The organism is Dysgonomonas sp. Marseille-P4677, assembly GCF_016652235.1.
Classification (GTDB): Bacteria; Bacteroidota; Bacteroidia; order Bacteroidales; family Dysgonomonadaceae; genus Dysgonomonas.
In genome coordinates this window covers 1-2857 of record NZ_JAEPKU010000232.1, presented here as the reverse complement: position 1 = coordinate 2857, position 2857 = coordinate 1, and the positions used below count along the sequence as shown (strand labels likewise).

3 protein-coding genes are annotated in these 2857 nt (G+C 33.0%); 1 reads left to right on the top strand and 2 read right to left on the bottom strand.

Going from position 1 to position 2857, the window contains the following annotated elements; genetic code table 11:
- Positions 1 to 31 precede the first annotated feature (31 nt).
- Positions 32 to 1177, top strand: a complete 1146-nt coding sequence (locus JGH11_RS19630; RefSeq protein WP_201114599.1) for an OmpA family protein — start codon at positions 32 to 34, stop codon at positions 1175 to 1177.
- A gap of 93 nt (positions 1178 to 1270) precedes the next feature.
- Here JGH11_RS19630 and JGH11_RS19625 read toward each other — a convergent pair whose 3' ends face one another.
- Together JGH11_RS19625 and JGH11_RS19620 are read right to left on the bottom strand one after the other, a co-directional pair.
- Positions 1271 to 1696 (bottom strand): DUF5606 domain-containing protein, encoded by a 426-nt coding sequence (locus JGH11_RS19625; RefSeq protein WP_201114597.1) that lies wholly within the window; start codon positions 1694 to 1696, stop codon positions 1271 to 1273.
- Between the two features lie 155 nt (positions 1697 to 1851).
- A complete protein-coding gene (locus JGH11_RS19620; protein WP_201114596.1) occupies positions 1852 to 2781 on the bottom strand; it encodes a bifunctional methionine sulfoxide reductase B/A protein in 930 nt (309 codons plus the stop codon).
- Positions 2782 to 2857 lie beyond the last annotated feature (76 nt).

The window sequence follows — 2857 nt, the reverse complement described above, 5'->3', positions numbered from 1 at the left end:
TAGTGTTTAATTATAATTTAAAAGATTGATTATGAAAAAAGTAAGTTTACTTTTAGTTTTAGTTTTTGCGGCTATTACTATGTTTGCTCAAGAGAGTGGATTTAGTACTAAAGCTGGCCGTAAAGCGACTTTTGCGCGTAACGGTTTTTGGGATAACTGGTTTATCGGTGTTGGTGCTGGTGCCAATATGGTTATTGGAGACTATAACGGTGATGCAGATTTCTTAAATCGTTTTACAGTTGCTCCAACTGTTCAATTTGGTAAATGGTATAATCCTTATATTGGAGGTCGTATTAAAGTCCAAGGTGGATCTTTACACAATTTTGCCAATAATGCAACAGACATGATTCACAACAAATATTTTGCAGCAGAAGCAGATTTGATGTGGGATGTTACTAACTATTTAGGTAAATATAGCGAAAAACGTGTTTATAGCTTAATTCCTTATGTAGGTATTGGTGGTGCTATTGGCTGGGACTACAAATTAGATGATAAGACTCATCCAGGTGGAAAACAAAGAAGTTTCACTATTAATGGTGGTATTATCAACAAATTCAGATTGTCTAACAGAGTAGCTCTTGATATTGATTTATCAGCTATGTTACTAAAAGAAGCCTTTAATCATGGTGGAAGTAATTCTTATGACGGACTTGTTGCAGCTTCTGCTAGTTTAGTAGTTAAGGTTGGTAAGAAAACTGATTTCTCTGAGGCGTTACTAATGGATCAAGGTCTTATCGATGATTTGAATAATCAAATTAACAAACTTCGTCAAGAACTTAACAGACCAGTTCAAGATTGCCCTAAATGTCCAGAACCTAAGACAATTGAAAAAATTGTTGAAGTTAACAAAGGTTCATTCGTGTCTAACGTAGTATTCTTCCGTATTGGAAGTGCTAATATTGACAAGAACCAAGAAGTTAGCATCTTTAATACAGCTAAATATCTTCAAGATAATTCAAAAGCTAAAGTTAAAATCGTAGGTTACGCAGACAAGAAAACAGGTACTCCTTCTATCAATGAAAAACTTTCTGAAAAACGTGCTAAGAATGTAGCAAATGCGTTGATCAAGAAATATAACATCGATAGCAACCGTGTAACTGTAGAATGGAAAGGCGATACTGTACAACCATATGCTGAAAATGCATGGAACCGTGTTGCAATCTTCGTTGTTGAATAATTCAACCCCGAATATAAAATAAAAAAGAGAGGAAATTTCCTCTCTTTTTTATTTTATATAGATATAGTAATTTTACCTACTAATCAATTTAGTTTATTCTGCACTTTCAACCTCTTCTTCTGTCTTTTCTTCAACCTGTTCGAAGTCAATATTGGCATTGATGAGGATATTGTACCATCCTATAATTTTCTTTATATCTGTAGGGTATACTCTATCTCTGTCGAAGTCGGGTAATATTTCTAAAAAGTATTTTTTTAATTCTTCAGGTTTAGCACTCGTGTTAATAGATGCTTTTCCTCCATTTTCTTTTTGCTTAATGCTAATAAGGATATCCTTAAGAGGAGTATCATCAGTTTCTGTATAGATAGATATATCTCCCAAAGAAACCACCTTGTCGCGAGCATGAATAGGGATTTTTTTTCCATCGACAAGAGATTCCACAATAACCATATTTTTGCCACTCGAAATTAATTGATACAGTCCCGGTTTACCAGATACTGATAAGATTGTTTTAAGCATAATAATTTTTTCAGTTAGGTTTTATTATTATTGTTTTTTATTTCTTTAGTTAGGTGACAAAATTAAGGTATAACCATCAAATAACCATATTTGTGTGTTGAAAAATGAAATATATTTACTAAATGATTAGTAATTAGTTTGATATGTATTATAGCTTAGAAAATCTTTTTATATACATGACAATATGGTTTGGTACCCTTGTGTTCGTAGTATTGCTGATGATAATCTTCTGCTTTCCAAAAAGTGGAGAGAGGTTTCAACATTGTAGCCACTTTATAACCTTTAGTCTTTAGTATGTCAATATACTTTTCCGCAATTTCTTTTTCATTATCATCCGCATAAAATATGCATGATAAGTATTGAGGACCAATATCAGGCCCCTGACCATTTGTTTGAGTAAAATCATGTGTCTCGAAAAATAATCTAATCAGATCCTCATAAGTCGTTTTTGAGGTGTCATATTCTACCTCAGTAGTTTCGAGATGTCCGGTATTTTTTTGACATACTTGTTCATAAGAAGGATTGTCTATGTGACCACCCATAAAGCCTACAGCAGTATGCTTTACTCCATTTGCCTTCATAAAGTAGTATTCTGTGCCCCAAAAGCAACCTGAGGCAAAATATGCTTTTTTTATCATTTTATTTTGTTCTGGTATAAACTTTAAAGAAATGGAATTTACACAATGTCTTGTGTTTTTATCAGTGAATCCTTCATTTAAGAAGACATGCCCTAAATGAGCACCACAATTGGCACAAATAATTTCGGTTCGCCTTCCATCCGCATCAGGTAGACGTTTTACCGCTCCTTTTATTTCATCGTCAAATGATGGCCAGCCACAGTGAGAATCGAACTTATCAGATGATCTATATAGCGGAGTATCGCATCTTTTACATACATACATTCCACTGCGTTTATTATTAGTATATTCTCCTGTGTATGGAGCTTCCGTTCCTTTGTGTAAGATTACACGTTCTTCTTCAAGTGTAAGTTTATTATATTCCATATTATCATTTGTTTTATTTTGGCTCTGGACACAAGATATACTTATCAATGTGATGCAGAGTAAGTATATTATAGATTTCATTTTTTTGTTATTTTATAGAAGTTCATAAATGCAAATAATCTTCTTTGTTTTAAGTAAGTTGGATTATACATAAAAG

Coding starts and splice junctions, on each gene's coding strand:
- JGH11_RS19630 (WP_201114599.1), top strand. CDS start 32: ATGAAAAAAGTAAGTTTACTTTTAGTTTTAGTTTTTGCGGCTATTACT.
- JGH11_RS19620 (WP_201114596.1), bottom strand. CDS start 2,781: ATGAAATCTATAATATACTTACTCTGCATCACATTGATAAGTATATCT.
- JGH11_RS19625 (WP_201114597.1), bottom strand. CDS start 1,696: ATGCTTAAAACAATCTTATCAGTATCTGGTAAACCGGGACTGTATCAA.